This is a genomic window from Halomonas rhizosphaerae, from assembly GCF_030010555.1.
In the GTDB taxonomy this organism is placed as follows: domain Bacteria; phylum Pseudomonadota; class Gammaproteobacteria; order Pseudomonadales; family Halomonadaceae; genus Halomonas; species Halomonas rhizosphaerae.
Window position 1 is genome coordinate 15,454 of record NZ_JASCQP010000006.1, and the last position, 17,241, is coordinate 32,694.

General features: G+C 67.9%; 15 protein-coding genes. 12 read left to right on the plus strand and 3 right to left on the minus strand.

Annotated elements, in window-relative coordinates:
* Positions 1-18: 18 nt before the first annotated feature.
* The 6 genes from murC (at position 19) to lpxC (ending at position 6,788) form a co-directional block, all read left to right on the plus strand.
* Entirely contained in the window at positions 19-1,431 is a 1,413-nt protein-coding gene (murC, locus tag QLQ83_RS01615) for a UDP-N-acetylmuramate--L-alanine ligase (RefSeq protein ID WP_282733830.1), read from the plus strand.
* Positions 1,428-2,345: a D-alanine--D-alanine ligase gene (locus QLQ83_RS01620; RefSeq protein ID WP_282733831.1), complete on the plus strand. Its 918-nt coding sequence runs from the start codon at positions 1,428-1,430 to the stop codon at positions 2,343-2,345. Before murC ends, QLQ83_RS01620 begins: the two co-directional genes overlap by 4 nt.
* Before the next feature lie 3 nt (positions 2,346-2,348).
* Positions 2,349-3,074: a cell division protein FtsQ/DivIB gene (locus QLQ83_RS01625; RefSeq protein WP_282733832.1), complete on the plus strand. Its 726-nt coding sequence runs from the start codon at positions 2,349-2,351 to the stop codon at positions 3,072-3,074.
* 194 nt (positions 3,075-3,268) lie between these two features.
* Entirely contained in the window at positions 3,269-4,558 is a 1,290-nt protein-coding gene (gene ftsA / locus QLQ83_RS01630; protein ID WP_282733833.1) for a cell division protein FtsA, read from the plus strand.
* A gap of 34 nt (positions 4,559-4,592) precedes the next feature.
* Complete coding sequence (gene ftsZ / locus QLQ83_RS01635) at positions 4,593-5,765, plus strand: cell division protein FtsZ (protein WP_282733834.1); 1,173 nt, start codon at positions 4,593-4,595, stop codon at positions 5,763-5,765.
* A 111-nt stretch (positions 5,766-5,876) separates the two neighbouring features.
* Positions 5,877-6,788, plus strand: coding sequence for a UDP-3-O-acyl-N-acetylglucosamine deacetylase (gene lpxC, locus QLQ83_RS01640; RefSeq protein ID WP_282733835.1), 912 nt, complete (start codon positions 5,877-5,879; stop codon positions 6,786-6,788).
* 91 nt (positions 6,789-6,879) lie between these two features.
* Here lpxC and QLQ83_RS01645 read toward each other — a convergent pair whose 3' ends face one another.
* Positions 6,880-7,302, minus strand: a complete 423-nt coding sequence (locus QLQ83_RS01645) for a DUF721 domain-containing protein (RefSeq protein ID WP_282733836.1) — start codon at positions 7,300-7,302, stop codon at positions 6,880-6,882.
* Positions 7,303-7,445: 143 nt separating this feature from the next.
* Here QLQ83_RS01645 and QLQ83_RS01650 point away from each other — a divergent pair, with 143 nt between their 5' ends.
* The 4 genes from QLQ83_RS01650 (at position 7,446) to QLQ83_RS01665 (ending at position 12,920) form a co-directional block, all read left to right on the plus strand.
* A complete protein-coding gene (locus QLQ83_RS01650; protein ID WP_282733837.1) occupies positions 7,446-7,805 on the plus strand; it encodes a hypothetical protein in 360 nt (119 codons plus the stop codon).
* Positions 7,806-7,875: 70 nt separating this feature from the next.
* Positions 7,876-10,611 carry a preprotein translocase subunit SecA gene (gene secA / locus QLQ83_RS01655; protein ID WP_282733838.1) on the plus strand — a complete coding sequence of 912 codons (2,736 nt, stop codon included), beginning with the start codon at positions 7,876-7,878 and terminating at the stop codon, positions 10,609-10,611.
* A gap of 47 nt (positions 10,612-10,658) precedes the next feature.
* Positions 10,659-11,888 carry a bifunctional glutamate N-acetyltransferase/amino-acid acetyltransferase ArgJ gene (gene argJ / locus QLQ83_RS01660; protein ID WP_282733839.1) on the plus strand — a complete coding sequence of 410 codons (1,230 nt, stop codon included), beginning with the start codon at positions 10,659-10,661 and terminating at the stop codon, positions 11,886-11,888.
* A gap of 84 nt (positions 11,889-11,972) precedes the next feature.
* Positions 11,973-12,920, plus strand: a complete 948-nt coding sequence (locus QLQ83_RS01665) for a Nudix family hydrolase (RefSeq protein WP_282733840.1) — start codon at positions 11,973-11,975, stop codon at positions 12,918-12,920.
* A 197-nt stretch (positions 12,921-13,117) separates the two neighbouring features.
* Here the strand turns inward: QLQ83_RS01665 and QLQ83_RS01670 are convergent, their stop codons facing one another.
* Both QLQ83_RS01670 and QLQ83_RS01675 read right to left on the minus strand, forming a co-directional pair.
* Positions 13,118-14,020: a carbon-nitrogen hydrolase gene (locus QLQ83_RS01670; protein ID WP_282733841.1), complete on the minus strand. Its 903-nt coding sequence runs from the start codon at positions 14,018-14,020 to the stop codon at positions 13,118-13,120.
* A 17-nt stretch (positions 14,021-14,037) separates the two neighbouring features.
* A complete protein-coding gene (locus QLQ83_RS01675; protein WP_282733842.1) occupies positions 14,038-15,087 on the minus strand; it encodes an agmatine deiminase family protein in 1,050 nt (349 codons plus the stop codon).
* A gap of 152 nt (positions 15,088-15,239) precedes the next feature.
* On the opposite strand from QLQ83_RS01675, the gene QLQ83_RS01680 reads away from it, so the two are divergent.
* Complete coding sequence (locus QLQ83_RS01680; RefSeq protein WP_282733843.1) at positions 15,240-16,481, plus strand: lipoprotein-releasing ABC transporter permease subunit; 1,242 nt, start codon at positions 15,240-15,242, stop codon at positions 16,479-16,481.
* Positions 16,474-17,211, plus strand: a complete 738-nt coding sequence (locus QLQ83_RS01685; RefSeq protein WP_282733844.1) for an ABC transporter ATP-binding protein — start codon at positions 16,474-16,476, stop codon at positions 17,209-17,211. The genes QLQ83_RS01680 and QLQ83_RS01685 overlap by 8 nt, the downstream gene beginning before the upstream one ends.
* The last annotated feature ends 30 nt before the right edge of the window (positions 17,212-17,241 follow it).

The window sequence follows — 17,241 nt, forward strand, 5'->3', positions numbered from 1 at the left end:
CCCGGACGGGGACTCGGCATGCGTCGTATCCGGCGCATCCATTTCGTCGGCATCGGGGGGGCCGGGATGTGCGGCATCGCCGAGGTGCTGGCCAACCAGGGCTATGCCGTCAGCGGCAGCGACCTGAAGGCCTCCCCGGTGGTGGCCCGCCTGCGCCAATGCGGCGTCCGCGTGGCCATCGGCCATGCCGCCGAGCATGCCGTGGACGCCGACGTGGTGGTGGTCTCCACTGCGGTGGACGAGACCAACCCCGAGATCCGCTGGGCCCACGAGCATCGCGTGCCGGTGGTGCGCCGCGCCGAGATGCTCGCCGAGCTGATGCGCTTTCGCCACGGCATCGCCGTGGCCGGCACCCACGGCAAGACCACCACCACCAGCCTCACCGCGACCCTGCTGGGCGAGGGCGGACTGGATCCCACCTTCGTGATCGGCGGACGGCTGACCAGTGCCGGCACCAATGCGCGGCTGGGGGAGGGCGACTACCTGGTGGCGGAGGCCGACGAGTCGGATGCCTCCTTCCTGCACCTGCAGCCCATGGTCGCCATCGTCACCAACATCGATGCCGATCACATGGCGACCTACGGCGGCGACTTCGAACGGCTCAAGGGCACCTTCATCGAGTTCCTGCACAACCTGCCGTTCTATGGCCTGGCGATCCTGTGCATCGATGATACCCACGTGCGTGGCCTGCTCGACCGCGTCAGCCGCCAGTTCGTCACCTATGGCTTCAGCGAGGATGCCGACTATCGCATCGAGGGGTTCGTCCAGCAGGCCGGCGAGGTGCACTTCACCGCGGTGCGTCCCGAGGGGCTGGCGCCGCTCGAGGTGCGCCTGGCCATGCCGGGACGCCACAATGCCCTCAATGCCCTGGCGGCGATCGCCGTGGCCAGCGACGCAGGGGTCGGCGATGACGCCATCCTGCGGGGCCTGGCGAGCTTCGCCGGGGTGGGGCGACGCTTCCAGGTACATGGTGACTTCCCGGCCCCGCGGGGCGAGGGCGAGGTGATGCTGGTGGACGACTATGGTCACCATCCCCGCGAGGTGGCGATGGTGATCGACGCCGTGCGGGCCGGCTGGCCCGAACGGCGCCTGGTGATGGTCTACCAGCCGCACCGCTACTCGCGCACCCGGGACCTCTACGAGGACTTCGTGCGGGTGCTGGCCGGTGTCGACACCCTGCTGCTGCTCGACGTCTACGGCGCCGGAGAGACACCGGTTCCCGGGGCCGACGGGCGCACCCTGGCGGGCTCCATACGCCAGCGCGGGTCGGTCGACCCGATATTCGTCCAGGACAAGGGCGAGCTGCCGGACCTGCTCGCCCGGGTGCTGCGCCCCGGCGATATCCTGATCACCCAGGGGGCCGGCGACGTGGGCGGCATCGCCCAGCACCTGGCCGATGCCGCCCTGGCACTCGACGAGGTGACACTATGACGCATGATGTCGGCCGGGTGGTGGTGCTGTACGGCGGACGATCCGCCGAGCGCGAGGTATCCTTGAAGAGCGGTGCCGCCGTTCTCTCGGCCCTGACCCGCTCGGGGCTGGAGGCCATCGGTTACGATCCCGCCGAGGACGGGCTGGTGGGGCTGGAAGCATTGAATCCCGACCGGGTCTTCATTGCCCTGCACGGCCGGGGTGGCGAGGACGGCACCCTGCAGGGTGCGCTGGAACTGCTGGGCATTCCCTACACCGGCAGCGGGGTGCTGGCCTCGGCACTGGGCATGGACAAGCAGCGTACCAAGCTGATCTGGCAGGCACTGGACCTGCCGACCCCGGAGAGCGTGATGCTCGGCCCCGAAGCCGACTGGGCGGCGGTGGTCGAGCGCCTCGGCCTGCCGCTGATCGTCAAGCCGGTCCACGAGGGCTCGACCCTGGGCATCAGCATCGTTGACAGCCGCGATGCGCTGGAGGCGGCCTACCGCGATGCCGCCCGCTTCGATGCGCGGGTGATGGCCGAGCGCTTCGTCAAGGGGGAGGAGTATACGGTGTCGCTTCTCGCGGGTGACGTCCTGCCGGCGATCCGCGTCGAGGTGCCCAGCGGCTTCTACGATTACGAGGCCAAGTATCTCTCCAACGAGACGCGCTACCACCTGCCGTGCGGCCTGTCCGGCGACGAGGAGGCCGAGCTCGCCGCGCTCTGCCGGTCGGCCTTCGAGGCCATCGGCGCCGAAGGCTGGGGACGGGTCGACGTGATGCGCGACGCCGAGGGGCGCTTCTGGCTGATCGAGGTCAACACCGTGCCGGGGATGACCGACCACAGCCTGGTCCCCCAGTCGGCGGCACATGCCGGCATCGACTTCGATGCCCTGGTGCTGCGCATCCTCGCCACGGCCGAGGAACGACGCTAACCCATGGCAACGCGCGGAAGCTTCGTCGGCGTACTCCTGCTGGCCCTGCTGCTGGGTGCCGGAGGGCGGGCGCTGTGGATCTGGCTCGACCGGCCCATCGAGCGTGTCTCGGTGGGGGGCGAGCTTCACCATGTCAATGCCGACTATCTGCGTAGCCAGCTGGCACCAATGATCCAGGGGCAGACCTGGCTCTCCGTCGATCTGCCCGCACTGCGTCAGAAGGCCCGGGAGATCGGCTGGCTGGCCGAAGTGCGTGTCAGCCGCGAGTGGCCCGATGCGCTGACGTTCGACCTGGTCGAGCAGGTGCCGGTGGCCCGCTGGAACGACGCGCGCCTGCTCAACCCCGAGGGCGAGCCCTTCGCCGTCGGGCCGGTGTCGCCTCCCGCCGATCTGCCGGACCTGGCCGGCCCGCCCGGCAGCGGGGCCGAGGTGCTGGGCTATCATGCCCGGCTCGCCGCGAAGTTCGCCACTCAGGGGATCGAGGTGCGCCAGCTGCGTCTGGAGCCTCGCGGGGCCTGGCGCTTCCAGCTCGACAGCGGTGTCTGGGTGATGCTCGGTCGCAATGATCGCCCCGCCCGCCTGGGGCGCCTGGCCGCCGCCTGGCAGCGCGAGCTGGGTCCTCTGGCATCGCATATCCGCTACATCGACCTGCGATATCCCAACGGGGTTGCCGTGGCCTGGCACGGACAGACCGAGCCGGTGGAGGAAGAGTCACCGACGGACGGCTGAAGGCGTCAGGAGACAATTCGGTTGACCAGGCAGCATTTCGGGTGTTTCTTTCGTGACAAATTCGCCGTATCGTGACGGGTGTTTCGGCAATCGGGCTGGTGGAACAACTGAAGTTGTTCCTATAATTGGCCCAGGCCTACTTTTCAGGATTAATCTTCCCCTTCGGGGTCAGGTTCGAGGAGACTTCCCGACTCATGGCAGGTCCATCCAATGTGTCCAATATGGTAGTCGGGCTGGATATCGGAACATCCAAGGTCGTGGCGATCGTGGGGCAGCCCACCGACGATGGCGGGATCGAAATCGCCGGTATCGGCTCACATCCGTCACGCGGCATGAAGAAGGGCGTGGTGATCAACATCGAGTCCACGGTGCAGTCCATCCAGCGTGCCGTGGAGGAAGCCGAACTGATGGCCGGCTGCGACATCCATTCGGTCTATGTGGGCATCGCCGGCAGCCATATCAGTTCGATGAATTCGGATGGCGTGGTAGCCATCAAGGAGCGCGAGGTCGCCTCCTCCGACATCGACCGCGTCATCGATTCCGCCCGGGCGCGGGCGATCTCGGAAGGCCAGCGCGTGCTGCATGTCCTTCCCCAGGAATTCGCCATCGATACCCAGGGCGGTATCCGCGAACCACTGGGCATGTCCGGAGTGCGACTCGAGGCTCGGGTTCACTTGGTCACTGCCGCCCTCAATGCCGTCCAGAACATCGAGAAGTGCGTGCGCCGCTGTGGGCTCGAGGTGGACTCGATCATCCTTGAGCAGCTGGCCTCGAGCCATGCGGTCCTCACCGAGGACGAGCGCGAACTCGGCGTCTGCATGGTGGACATCGGTGGCGGTACCACCGATATCGCCGTGTTCACCGAGGGGGCCATCCGCCATACCTCGGTGATTCCCATCGCCGGCGACCAGGTCACCAACGACATCGCCATGGCGCTGCGCACGCCCACGCAGCATGCCGAGGAGATCAAGGTCAAGTACGCCTGCGCCCTGACCCAGCTGGCCTCCAGCGACGAGATGATCAAGGTGCCCAGCGTGGGTGATCGGCCGGCCCGGGATCTCTCCCGCCAGTCGCTGGCCGAGGTGGTGGAGCCACGCTACGAGGAGCTCTTCACCCTGGTGCGTGACGAGCTGCGTCGCAGCGGCTACGAGGATCTCGTGGCCGCTGGGGTGGTGCTCACCGGTGGCACCGCGCGCATGGAGGGGGTGGTCGAGCTGGCCGAGGAGATCTTCCACATGCCGGTGCGCATCGCCTGCCCGCAGAACGTGCGCGGGCTGGCAGACGTGGTACGCAATCCGATTTATTCGACGGGTGTCGGTCTGCTGCATTACGCTCTACTGGAAACCCGTCAAGGGCATGGCCGTCAGGGGCCTGGAGGCATCATCCCGGCGCAACCGAGGCGTGACGACATCACCCGGCGTGACGCAGGGGAAGGGATTCCGGCGCTGGCAAGGATCAAGGGCTGGTTCAAAGGAAATTTCTGACAGGGCCGCGGTCGCGGTCCAGGAGACGGGACTTATGTTCGAACTGGTAGATAGCGCACCTTCAAGCAGTGCGGTCATCAAGGTCATCGGTGTCGGGGGCGGTGGCGGCAATGCCGTCAACCACATGGTCGAGAGCAACATCGAGGGCGTCGAGTTCATCTGCGCCAATACCGATGCCCAGGCCCTCAAGCGGGTCGCCGCCAAGACCGTGCTCCAGCTCGGCAGCGAGATCACCAAGGGCCTCGGGGCCGGCGCCAACCCCGATGTGGGCCGCCAGGCCGCCATGGAGGACCGTGAGCGGATCGCGGAACTGCTCGGCGGCGCCGACATGGTCTTCATCACCGCCGGCATGGGGGGCGGCACCGGGACCGGTGGCGCGCCCGTCGTCGCCCAGGTGGCCAAGGAACTGGGCATCCTCACCGTGGCGGTGGTGACCCGTCCTTTCCCCTTCGAGGGCCCGAAGCGCATGCGCGCCGCCGAGGAGGGCATGAAGGAGCTCTCCGAACACGTCGACTCGTTGATCACCATCCCCAACGAGAAGCTGCTCTCGGTGCTGGGCAAGAGCGCGACCCTGCTCACCGCCTTCAGTGCAGCCAACGACGTGCTGCTGGGGGCCGTGCAGGGTATCGCCGAGCTGATCACCAGCCCCGGCATCATCAACGTCGACTTCGCCGACGTGCGCACCGTGATGTCCGAGATGGGCATGGCGATGATGGGCACCGGCGGGGCCACCGGCGAGAACCGCGCCCGCGAGGCGGCCGAGAAGGCCATCCGCAGCCCGCTGCTCGAGGACATCGACCTGCACGGGGCCCGCGGCATCCTGGTCAATATCACCGCCGGCCCGGACCTCTCCATCGGCGAGTTCAATGATGTGGGTGCCACCGTCCAGGAGTTCGCTTCCCAGGACGCCACCATCGTGGTCGGCACCTCCATCGACATGGACATGACCGACGAGCTGCGCGTCACCGTGGTGGCGGCCGGGCTCGAGGGCAACAAGGCCCAGAAGCCGGCATCCCGCGAGACCGCGCGTCGTGCCGAGGCCAGCAGCTATCGCCAGCGTCCGCAGACGGCGGTCAGTCGCGGTCAGGCCACGGCGCCGAAGCCGGAGGCTCAGGAGGCGCCGCGGCCGCAGCCGGAGAAGCGCAAGTCACAGGAGCTCGACGATTATCTGGACATTCCGGCCTTCCTGCGGCGGCAGGCCGATTGATCCACGCTATCACGGGGATAGGGGGCGCCGGGTGAGCTTTCTTTGTTGAAACGTCCGTTCGGTGTTATAGTGAACGGTGTTTGATAACCAATGACTGCCTGGCGACCGACCATGATCAGACAACGTACCCTGAAGAACGTCATCCGCGCTACCGGCGTCGGCCTGCACTCCGGCAAGAAGGTCTATCTGACCCTTCGGCCGGCGCCGGTGGACACCGGCATCGTCTTCGTGCGCACCGACCTGGAGCCCGAGGTGCAGATCCCGGCGCGCGCCGAGCATGTCACCGACACCACCCTGTGCACCGCGCTCTCCGCGGGCGGGGCCAAGGTCGCCACCGTCGAGCACCTGATGTCGGCCTTCGCGGGGCTGGGCATCGACAACGCCTACGTCGACGTGAGCGCGCCCGAGGTGCCGATCATGGATGGCAGCGCGGGCCCCTTCGTGTTCCTGATCCAGTCGGCGGGCATCGCCGAGCAGGGTGCTCCCAAGAAGTTCATCCGCATCAAGCGCGAGATCGTGGTGCGCGAGGACGACAAGGAGGCGATCTTCCTGCCCCATCAGGGCTTCAAGGTCTCCTTTGCCATCGATTTCGACCATCCGGTCTTCGAGGACCAGTCCCAGACGGCCATGGTGGACTTCTCCACCACCTCCTTCGTCAAGGAGGTGTCGCGGGCCCGTACCTTCGGCTTCATGCGTGATCTGGAGTACCTGCGCGCCAACAACCTGGCGCTGGGCGGCAGTCTCGACAACGCCATCGTGGTCGACGACTATCGCATCGTGAACGAGGGCGGGTTGCGCTATGACGACGAGTTCGTCAAGCACAAGGTGCTCGATGCGATCGGCGACCTCTACCAGCTCGGCCACAGCCTGATCGGCGAATTCCGCGGCGTGAAGTCGGGCCATGCCCTGAACAACCAGCTCTGCCGTGCCCTGCTGGCTCAGCCGCACGCCTGGGAACTCGTCACCTTCGAGGGTGAGTCCGAGACGGCGCCGATCTCCTACTCCGCGCCGGCCATGGCCTGACGGCGCGATCCCTTAGGGCAGTCTCAAGGACGCCGTCACCCTCGGGTGGCGGCGTCTTCGTGTCGGCAACCATTGCATAGCGTAAAGGGCGTCAGGATCTCTCGGCGTGGGCCGCCAGCCGCTTCAGGGCGCGCTTGAGCCCGGGGTCGTCGACATCCTCGGCACAGCTCGAGATCTCGTCGGCGGCCCGTTCCGGCAGGTGGCGGACCTGGCGCAGGGGAGGGCGGACCGGTCGCACCGGGCGGACCTTGAGGGTAAAGCCGGTCACCGACTCGAAGCCGGGCAGCTGGTGCAGCAGTTGGAGCAGGCGAGGCTGTTCGTAGCGCAGTCGGGTGAGCCAGACGGCGCGGTCGGTGATCAGGGCCAGGCGACCCTGGTGATAGCCGCCGACGAACAGGTGCTCGCGCATTTCCTCGGGCAGCTGGTCGCGCAGGTGATGCTGGGCGCGCTCGATCAGGGTGGCCATGCGCATCAGCGACCCCAGTTCGCCACGACCTTCCAGCAGCCGGGACATGGGCTGTGCTCTGAACCGCTTAACCTTTATACTCATCAGCTTGGTTCTCGGGGGCCGCGCCCCTGACGTTACGCGTCGGCCGCCACTGCTGGGGCGGCCGTTGAACACCCAGAGCCTAGCACGCACGGGAGGCCTTCGACAGCATGCCAGCCGCCATCACCGACAACGGCGCCGGGTCTCACGGGAGCCGGAACAGGTGCCGCACGACCCGCTGGTGGCTGGCCGGATTGCTGGTGGGATGCCTGCTGCCGGCCAGCCTGGCCCAGGTCGAGTCCCTGCGACCCGTCGAGCGTGCCGCCCAGGTCAGCATCCTGGTGCCGGTACTGCTGTGCGTGCGCTCTCGCCTGCAGGCCCGTCGTCGTGCCCTGGTGCGCTGGGTGCGGCGAGCCGCCCGCTGGCCGAGGGTGGCCGCGAGGGTCGTTGCCCGCTCCGCCCTCGCGCCCTGTCACACCGTTGCCGCGCATGATGTCCTGACACGTCGTGGCCCTCCCGACCTGCGGTGACGAGACCGCCCGGAGAGGTCGCGGGCCTGCTGTTCGCGACACGATGCCACACGCTGCAACTGGACCCTTCATGATCAACAACCTGTTACGCAAGGTCGTCGGCTCCAAGAACGACCGCGAAGTCAAGCGCATGAGCCGCCAGGTGACGGATGTCACCGGCCTGGAGAACGAGCTGGAAGGCCTCGATGAGACGGCCCTGAAGGCCCGCACCGACACGCTGCGAGAGCGCCTGGAGGCCGGCGAGTCCCTCGATGCGCTGCTGCCGGAGGCCTTTGCCACGGTGCGCGAGGCCAGCAAGCGCGTCATGGGCATGCGCCATTTCGATGTGCAGATGGTCGGCGGCATGACCCTGCATCGCGGGCGCATTGCCGAGATGAAGACCGGCGAGGGCAAGACGCTGGTGGCGACCCTGGCGGTCTATCTGAACGCCCTGCCGGGCAAGGGCGTGCACGTGGTCACGGTCAACGACTACCTGGCGCGCCGCGATGCCGAGTGGATGCGTCCACTTTATGAATTCCTCGGCCTCTCGGTGGGCGTGATCTTCGCCGGGCAGACGCCGGAGGAGAAGCGTCACGCCTACGCCTGCGACATCACCTACGGCACCAACAACGAGTTCGGCTTCGACTACCTGCGCGACAACATGGCCTTCTCGCTGGAGGAGAAGGTGCAGCGCGGGCTTCACTTCGCCATCGTCGACGAGGTCGACTCCATCCTGATCGACGAGGCACGAACCCCGCTGATCATCTCCGGCGCGGTGGACGAGAACACCGAGCTCTACCGGGTCGTCGACCGCCTGGCGGTGAACCTCGTGGCCTGCAGCGACGAGGAGGACCCCGAGAGCGGCGACTTCATCCTCGACGAGAAGCAGAAGCAGGTGGAGGTCACCGAGGCCGGCCATCGCAAGGTCGAGGAGCTGATGCGTGGCGAGGGGCTGCTGGGCGAAGAGGACTCCCTGTATGCCGCCCAGAACCTCAATCTGCTGCAGCACATGCACTCGGCGTTGCGCGCTCGCCACCTCTACCACCGCGATGTGGACTACATCATCAGCGACGGTCAGGTGGTGATCGTCGACGAACATACCGGTCGCAGCATGCCCGGGCGTCGCTGGTCGGAGGGCCTGCACCAGGCGGTGGAGGCGAAGGAGGGCGTGCCGGTGCAGCGCGAGAGCCAGACGCTCGCCTCGACTACCTTCCAGAACTATTTCCGCCTCTACGACAAGCTCTCCGGCATGACCGGCACCGCCGACACCGAGGCCTTCGAGTTCCGCCAGATCTACGGCCTCGACGTGGTGGTGATTCCCACCAACCGGCCGCTGATCCGCCAGGACCTCAATGACCTGGTCTACCTCACCGCCGAGGAGAAGTTCGAGGCGATCATCGAGGACGTCAAGGCCCAGACCGAGGCGGGGCGTCCGGTGCTGGTGGGGACCGCGTCCATCGAGACCAGCGAGTATCTGGCCGATCTGATGAAGCGGGCCGACATGCGGTTCAACGTGCTCAACGCCAAGCAGCACCAGAGCGAGGCGGAGATCATCGCCCAGGCCGGTCGCCCGGGGGCCGTCACCATCGCCACCAACATGGCCGGCCGCGGCACCGATATCGTGCTGGGCGGCAACTGGGAGGCCGAGGCCGCCAAGCTGGAGAACCCGTCCGAGGCCCAGGTCGAGCAGCTCAAGGCCGAATGGCAGGCCCGCCACGAGGCGGTGCTCGAGGCCGGCGGCCTGCACGTGATCGGCTCCGAACGCCACGAGTCGCGGCGCATCGACAACCAGCTGCGCGGTCGCGCCGGGCGCCAGGGGGACCCCGGTTCGACGCGCTTCTTCCTGTCGCTGGAAGACAACCTGATGCGCCTGTTCGGCTCCGACCGGGTGCAGCGCATGATGAAGGCCCTGGGGCTGGAGCACGGCGAGGCGATCGAGCACAAGATGGTCTCCAATGCCGTGGAGCGCGCCCAGAAGAAGGTCGAGGGACGCAACTTCGATATCCGCAAGCAGCTGCTCGAGTATGACGACGTGGCCAACGACCAGCGTCGGGTCATCTACGAGCAGCGCAACGAGATCCTGGCCGCCGAGGACGTGTCCGACAGCGTCATGGGCATCCGCGAGGAGGTGCTGGACCTCGCCATCAGCGAATTCGTGCCGCCCCAGAGCCTGCCCGAGCAGTGGGACCTGGCCGGACTCCAGGATTACCTGAAGAGCGAGTTCAACCTCGACGCGCCGGTGGTCGAATGGGCCGAGCAGGACGAGCGCTTTCACGAGGAGCAGCTGCGCGAGCGGCTGCAGGCGATGCATCGCGAGGCCTACGAGGCCAAGGTGGCAGAGGCCGGCGAGGAGTTGATGCGCCGTTTCGAGAAGCAGGTGATGTTGCAGGTGCTCGACACCCGCTGGAAGGAGCACCTGCAGTCCATGGACCACCTGCGCCGGGGGATCCACCTGCGCGGCTATGCCCAGAAGAACCCCAAGCAGGAGTACAAGCGCGAGGCCTTCGAGCTGTTCCAGAACCTGCTGGCCAACATCAAGGCCGACGTGACCCGCATCCTCAGCCATGTCCAGGTGCGCCGCCCCGAGGAGGTCGAGGCCCTGGAACGTCAGCGCCGCGAGGCGCTGGAGCGCGAGAAGGCCAGTGCGGCGAGCCGTCACGACGCGCCGTCGATGGCGGCCGGCGAACAGGACGATGCCCCGGCCGCTCCGGCCCCGGGGGCCGACGGTCGGCCGTTGCGCCGCGAGGGCCCCAAGGTCGGCCGCAATGATCCCTGCCCCTGCGGATCGGGAAAGAAGTACAAGCAGTGCTGCGGCAAGCTGAGCTGAGGCGACGGGCCGGGGGGGTGCCCCCGGCCAGGACAGGAGACGAGACGATGGCAGTGGGCGAGACACGTTTTCCGGCGATGCCGGTGATCGAGGGGCTGCGGCTGGGCACCGCCATGGCCGGGATCAAGAAGCCCGACCGCCGTGACCTGGTGGTGATCGAGATCCCCGAGGGGGCCAGGGTGGCCGGGGCCTTTACCCGCAATGCCTTCTGTGCGGCGCCGGTGACGGTGGCCCGGGAGCACCTGGCCGCCTGCACGGCGCGCGGGGAAGGGGTGCGGTACCTGGTGATCAACACCGGCAATGCCAATGCCGGTACCGGCGAGACGGGCCTGCGAGATGCCCGTGCCACCTGTGCCGAGCTGGCACGGCTGGCCGGGGTGGGCGAGCAGAGCGTGCTGCCGTTCTCCACCGGGGTGATCGGGGAACCGCTGCCCATGGAGCGCCTGCTGGCGGGCCTTCCCGCGGCGATGCGGGCTCTCGACGACGGCGCCGCCGCCTGGCGAGAGGCCGGCGAGGGGATCCTGACCACCGACACCCGCGCCAAGGGCGCCAGCGTGACCCTGGCGCTGGGCAACGAGACGGTGACCATCAACGGCATCGCCAAGGGATCGGGGATGATCCGTCCCGACATGGCCACCATGCTGGCCTTCGTGGCCACCGATGCGGCGCTGGAGCCGGTGCTGCTCGACCAGCTGCTGCGCGAGGCGGTGGAGCGCTCCTTCAACTGCATCACCGTCGACAGCGATACCTCGACCAACGATGCCTGCATGCTGATCAGCACCGGGCGAGGCGCCGCAGTGGTCGATGAAGCGGCCCTGACCATCTTCCGCAATGGCCTGCAGCGGGTGATGACCGAACTGGCCCAGGCGGTGATCCGCGATGGCGAGGGGGCGACCAAGTTCGTCACCCTGCAGGTCGACGAGGCGCGCAGCCGTCGCGAGGCCCTGGACGTGGCCTTCACCGTGGCCCACTCGCCGCTGGTCAAGACGGCCCTCTATGCCTCCGATGCCAACTGGGGCCGGATCCTGGCCGCGGTGGGGCGTGCGCCCGTCGAGGAGTTCGACGTGGACCGGGTCACCATCTACCTGGGCGAGGTGCGCCTGGTCGAGCGTGGTGGACGTGCCCGGGGGTATACCGAGGAGGCCGGCAGCGCGGTGATGGCCCGCGAGGAGATCGTCATCCGAATCGCCCTGGGACGCGGTGAGCAGAGCGCCACGGTGTGGACCTCGGACCTGTCCCATGACTACGTGACCATCAATGCCGACTATCGCAGCTGACCGTCGGGGACGGTCAGCAGCCTGACAGCAACCCCGCGCGGCGGCAAGGCCGCGTGGACCAGCGGGTAGGAGTCAATGAACGCAATGGTGAAGAGAAGGGTGCATGTGGCGGCGGCCGCCATCATCAGTGCCGACGGCAGTGAGGTGCTCCTCGCCCGTCGCCCCTCCAACGTCGATCATGGAGGGCTATGGGAGTTTCCCGGCGGCAAGCTGGCACCCTACGAGACCGGCCTCGAGGCGCTGAAACGCGAGCTCCACGAGGAGCTCGGCGTCGAGATCCGGCGGGCACAGCCGCTGATCCGCATCCACCACGAATATTCCGACAAGCACATCCTGCTGGACGTGTGGCAGGTCCATGACTTCGCCGGCGAGCCGTTCGGTCGCGAGGGGCAGGCGGTGCGCTGGGTGCCCATGACCGAACTGGTGCACTACCCCTTCCCGGCGGCCAATCTGCCGATCCTGCGGGCGGTCATGCTGCCCACCGAGTACCTGATCACCGGGGAGGAGGCCGACGAGGAGCGCTTCACGGAGCGCTTGTCCCGTGCCCTCGATGAGGACGGCGTGCGCCTGGTTCAGCTGCGCGCCAAGTCGCTGAGTGAGCCGGACTACCTGAAGCGTGCCGAGCAGGCCCTGGCGTTGTGCCGTGAGCGGGGGGCCCGCCTGGTGCTCAATGGCGAGCCATCGCTGCTGGAGGCCGTGGCCGCCGACGGCATCCACCTGACCAGCGACCGTCTGATGAGCCTGGAGCGGCGCCCGCTGCCCGAAGGCACATGGCTCTCCGCCTCGACCCATGATCGTCGGCAGCTGGACCAGGCGCGCCGCATCGGCTGTGACTTCGTGACCCTCTCGCCGCTGCGTACCACGCCCTCCCATCCGGATGTGGCACCGATCGGATGGCATGATTTCCAGCAGCTGGTCGAGCACGCCGGCATGCCGGTCTTCGCCCTGGGCGGCATGACGCGATTCGATGCGCACCATGCCCGCGCCGTGGGGGCCCAGGGCATCGCCTCGATCCGCGATTTCTGGAAGTAGCCAAACGCGCCGAGCTACAAGCGCCGAGCTACAAGCGCCGAGCTACAAGCGCCGAGCTACAAGCGCCGAGCTACAAGCAAACCCCGAGGCCGTTGCCTCGGGGTTTGCTTTGACGTGTCAGCGTCCCACACTTTGGCGGCTTGGCGGCTTGGCGGCTTGGCGGCTTGGCGGCTTGGCGGCTTGGCGGCTTGGCGGCCTCAGTCCCGGTAGCGCCGTGTCAGGTCGCCATAGGCGTCGATGCGGCGGTCACGGAGGTAGGGCCAGATGCGCCGCACTTCCTCGCTGCGCGTCATGTCCAGTGTCACCAGCATCCGTTCCGCCTCCTGGCCGGCATGGGCGAGCAGCTCGCCCTGTGGGCCGCAGATGAAGCTGCCCCCCCAGAAGTCGATGCCCGGCGTTGCCCCCGAAGGGTCCGGCTCGTGGCCGACCCGGTTGGCGACGATCACCGGCAGGCCATTGGCCACGCCATGGCTGCGCTGGATCAGGGTCCAGGCCTCCTTCTGTCGCCGCTTCTCCGGAGTGTCGTCCGGCGGATGCCAGCCGATGGCGGTGGGGTAGAGCAGCAGTTCCGCGCCGGCCAGGGCCATCAGCCGCGCCGCTTCCGGGTACCACTGGTCCCAGCACACCAGCACGCCCAGGCGTCCCAGGGAGGTGTCGATCGGCTGGAAGCCCTGGCAGCGACCGTCGTCCTGGTCGCCGGGGGTGAAGTAGAACTTCTCATAGAAGCCCGGGTCGTCGGGGATGTGCATCTTGCGGTAGTGGCCCACGCGGCCGCGGTCACGGTCGTAGACCACCGCGGTATTGTGGTAGAGGCCAGGCGCGCGGCGTTCGAACAGCGAGCCCACCAGCACGATGTCGAGTTCCTTCGCCAGGGTCGCCAGCCGCGTGCCGGTCGGCCCGTCGAGGGCCTCGGCCAGGTCGAAGACCTCGGTCTCCTCGGTCTGGCAGAAGTAGTGGGTGGCATGCAGTTCCTGGAGCATCACCAGCTGGGCGCCGGCAGTGGCCAGTTCGCGGATGCCGGCCTCGCTCTCGGCGAGACTCCTGGCCTTGTCGGGCCAGGCGGGCTGCTGGACCAGGCCCACCTTCAGCGTGCGGGACATGGGGCTCTCCTTGTGGGTCAGGGCCGGGGCGTGTCGGCCAGGCTGCCCTGGGGCAGCTGCATGGTCAGGCAGTGCAGGCTGCCATGCTGGCGGATCACGCTCAGGCAGTCGATGGGGATGATGTCGCTGCCGGGAAAGGCCTCGCCCAGGGCGGCCAGGGCCCGGCTGTCGGCACCGTCGCCATAGGCCGGGACCAGCACGGCGCCGTTGATGATCAGGAAGTTGGCATAGGTTGCCGGCAGTCGGTGGCCATCCACCGGGTCATGACAGGCCCGCGGCCAGGGCAGGGGAATCAGCCGGTAGGGCTCGCCGTCTGCGCGCCGTAGGGCGCGCAGCTCGGCCTCCATGGCGGCCAGTGCCGGGTAGTGGGGGTCGGCCGGGTCGTCGCACCTGACGTAGGCCAGCGTGGCCGGGTCGCAGAAGCGCACCAGGGTGTCCACATGGCTGTCGGTATCGTCACCGTCCAGGTGGCCATTGGCCAGCCACAGCACTCGCGTGACCCCGAGCTCCGCCTTCAGGCGCGCCTCGATGGCCGTCCTGTCGAGACAGGGATTGCGGTTGGGGTTGAGCAGGCAGGCCTCGGTGGTCAGCAGGGTGCCCTCGCCATCGGTCTCGATGGCGCCGCCCTCGAGCACCAGGTCGCGGGATTCCACCGGGCAGGAGAAGGTACCGACGTCCGCCAGGCGGCGCGTCAGGGTGTTGTCGCGGGTGGCGTCGAACTTGCCGCCCCAGCCCGTGAAGACGTAGTCGAGCAGGAGCGGCTCGCCGTCACGTGCCATACCGAGGGGGCCGTGATCGCGGGCCCAGGTGTCGTCGGCGGCAGCGACCACCAGCCTCAGGCGGGCGGCCTCGACGCCGAGGCAGGCGAAGCGGTGGGCCAGATGGCTGCGGGTCGCGGCATCCGGCACGGCGACCAGCACGGCCTGGTAGCGCGTGATGGCGACCACCATGGCCTCCATCGTCGCCTCGATGCGTTCGAGCAGCGGGGCCCAGTCACTGTCGGGACTGGGCCAGGTGAGTTGCACGGCATCCTGAGGATGCCATTCGGGGAGCAGGCGATGGGCCATGGGCGGGTCTCGTGCAGATCGTCTCGGGTCTTGCCGGCGCAATGTAGGCCGCCGCCGGCAATGATGCAATGATCGCGCAAACGGGGCGTGTCGGCGATGCAGCAAAGGCCAAAAAACCGTACCATGGGCGCCCGCCGACAAGGAATGTTCCCATGTTCGACCGACTCCCCTTCCTGATCGGGCTGCGCTACGTGCGCGCCAAGCGACGCAACCACTTCATCTCCTTCATCTCGCTGACCTCCATGCTGGGCCTCATGCTGGGGGTCGCGGTGCTCATCCTGGTATTGTCGGTGATGAACGGCTTTGACCACGAACTGCGCACCCGGGTGCTGGGCATGGTGCCCCACGCCAAGATCGAGGCGCCGGGCGGGCTCACCGACTGGCAGCCGCTGGCCGAGCGCCTCATGGAGCGCGAGCGGGTGATCGGCGCGGCGCCCTATGTCGAGCAGCAGGGCATGTTCTCGGTGGGCGGGCGCAACGAGGGCGCCATGGTCAACGGCATCGAACCCGAGTGGGAGAGTCGGGTGTCGATCATCGACGAGAACATGCGCCACGGTAGCCTGGACGACCTCACGCCCGGCGAGTGGAACATCGTGCTCGGCTCGATCCTGGCGCGCCGCCTGGGCGTTGGGGTGGGCGACCGAGTGACGCTGCTGGTGCCCGAGGCCTCGATCACCCCGGCCGGCGTCTTCCCGCGGCTCAAGCGCTTCACCGTGAGCGGTATCTTCAGCGTCGGGGCGGACCTGGATGCCTCCCTGGCCTATGCCCACATCGACGACATGCAGACCCTGGCACGGCTGGGCGATGCGGTGGGCGGCCTGCGGCTCGAACTGGACGACCTCTTCGCCGCGGGCAGCGAGACCCGGGCGATCATCGATGAGCTGGGATCCGGCTACCGGGGACTGGACTGGACCTACTCGCATGGCAACCTCTTCCAGGCGATCCAGATGGAGAAGCGCATGATCGCGCTGCTGCTGACGGTGATCATCGCCGTGGCGGCCTTCAATATCGTCTCTACCCTGGTGATGGTGGTGACCGACAAGCGAGCCGATATCGCCATCCTGCGCACCATCGGTGCCACGCCACGCTCGATCATGGGAATCTTCATCGTCCAGGGGCTGGCGATCGGCGTGATCGGCATCCTGGTGGGGGTCATCCTGGGCGTGCTGATGGCCTGGACGGTGTCGGATCTCATCGCCTGGGTGGAGGGTGCCTTCGGCATCCACTTCCTCGATGCCGGGGTCTATTTCATCAGCAACCTGCCGTCGCGCCTGATCTGGAGCGATGTGGCCAATATCGTGTCCGCGGCCTTCGTGCTGACCTTCCTCTCCACCCTGTACCCGGCCTGGCGCGCCGCCCGGGTGCAGCCTGCCGAGGTGCTTCGCTATGAGTGAGATGGCCATGCCCCCAGACGCCGGCACGCCCACCCGTGCGGGACAGGTGATGCTCGAATGCCGTGACCTGACCCGGGTCTATCGCGAGGGACCGCGGGACCTCACCGTGCTGGATGGCCTGGCGATGCAGGTACTGGCCGGCGAGCGGGTCGCCGTGGTCGGCAGTTCCGGCTCCGGCAAGACGACGCTGCTCAATCTGTTGGGCGGACTGGATCGCCCGAGTCGTGGCGAGGTACGCATCGCCGGGGAGTCGCTGCTGACACTCAATGACGCCGACCTGGGGCGCTTCCGCAACCGCCACATCGGCTTCGTCTACCAGTTCCACCACCTGCTGGCGGAGTTCACCGCCCTGGAGAATGCCGCCCTGCCGCTGATCGTGCGCGGCCAGCGAAAGCGGGTGGCCGAGGAGCGGGCCCGCCAGCTGCTGGCAAGGGTCGGGATGGCCGAGCGGGCCGATCACAAGCCGGGCGAGCTCTCGGGGGGGGAGCGCCAGCGGGTGGCCATTGCCCGGGCGCTGGTCACCGACCCCAGCCTGGTGCTGATGGACGAGCCCACCGGCAACCTCGACCAGACCACGGCGGCGAGTATCCTGGCGCTGATGGACGAGCTGGCGAGCAGCGCGGCCTGCGCCTTCGTGATCGTCACCCACGACCTGGCGCTCGCCGCCCATCAGGACCGCGTCCTTCGACTCGACGGTGGACGCCTCGTCGAGCAGGCGGAGAGCGACTGAGACGGCGCGGCTCATGAGGGGCAACCGGCC